This window comes from Bombilactobacillus bombi (assembly GCF_013607485.1).
Classification (GTDB): Bacteria; Bacillota; Bacilli; order Lactobacillales; family Lactobacillaceae; genus Bombilactobacillus; species Bombilactobacillus bombi_A.
In genome coordinates this window covers 1-660 of sequence record NZ_SCHP01000141.1, presented here as the reverse complement: position 1 = coordinate 660, position 660 = coordinate 1, and the positions used below count along the sequence as shown (strand labels likewise).

General features: G+C 30.3%; 1 protein-coding gene and 2 tRNA genes. 1 reads left to right on the top strand and 2 read right to left on the bottom strand.

The window, feature by feature from the left end; genetic code table 11:
- Positions 1 to 409: hypothetical protein (locus EQ827_RS09015; protein WP_219912697.1), on the top strand; the 409-nt coding region annotated here is incomplete at its 5' end.
- An 82-nt stretch (positions 410 to 491) separates the two neighbouring features.
- On the opposite strand, the gene EQ827_RS08835 is transcribed toward EQ827_RS09015, so the two are convergent.
- Together EQ827_RS08835 and EQ827_RS08830 are read right to left on the bottom strand one after the other, a co-directional pair.
- Positions 492 to 564, bottom strand: a tRNA-Val gene (locus EQ827_RS08835).
- Positions 565 to 574: 10 nt separating this feature from the next.
- A tRNA-Glu gene (locus EQ827_RS08830) sits at positions 575 to 646 on the bottom strand.
- Between the last annotated feature and the right edge of the window lie 14 nt (positions 647 to 660).

The window sequence follows — 660 nt, the reverse complement described above, 5'->3', positions numbered from 1 at the left end:
ATTTATATGTCAACTAGTTATTCTTTTTCTTGATATTGATGTAAAGAAATCAGAAATGTCAAAAATAGTACGATTCCTGATAATGCCAATATTTACAGCTATTTTACTTATTTATCCACTATTACATTTTATTTCTACAAATATAATCATTGAAATTATTCTGATCAATGCTTTAGTTACCATCATTTATTTGAGCAAAACAACTAAAGAAAAATACCTCGCAAGTTTTTGTATACTCTTGATATTGATTATTCTTAGCTTTTTACAATATTTAACTACTGTCAAAGTAGTCATGCTCTTCTTTGGTTTTATTATCTCTTTACTTTTAGAAAAATATTCCTCTGTCCAATTTCAAACTGACAAAATGGCAATAATTAGAATCATTTTTTCATTGTTGATATGTCTTTAAAGACATTAAAGATAGTATTAATTAATAGCAACAAAAAAGCATTGATAATTTAATATCAACGCTTAAAATCATTTAAATTTTATGGAAGTTACAGGGCTCGAACCTGTGACCCTCTGCTTGTAAGGCAGACGCTCTCCCAACTGAGCTAAACTTCCAAATATAAAATGACCCGTACGGGATTTGAACCCATGTTACCGCCGTGAAAGGGCGGTGTCTTAACCACTTGACCAACGGGTCAAACAATGGAAGTT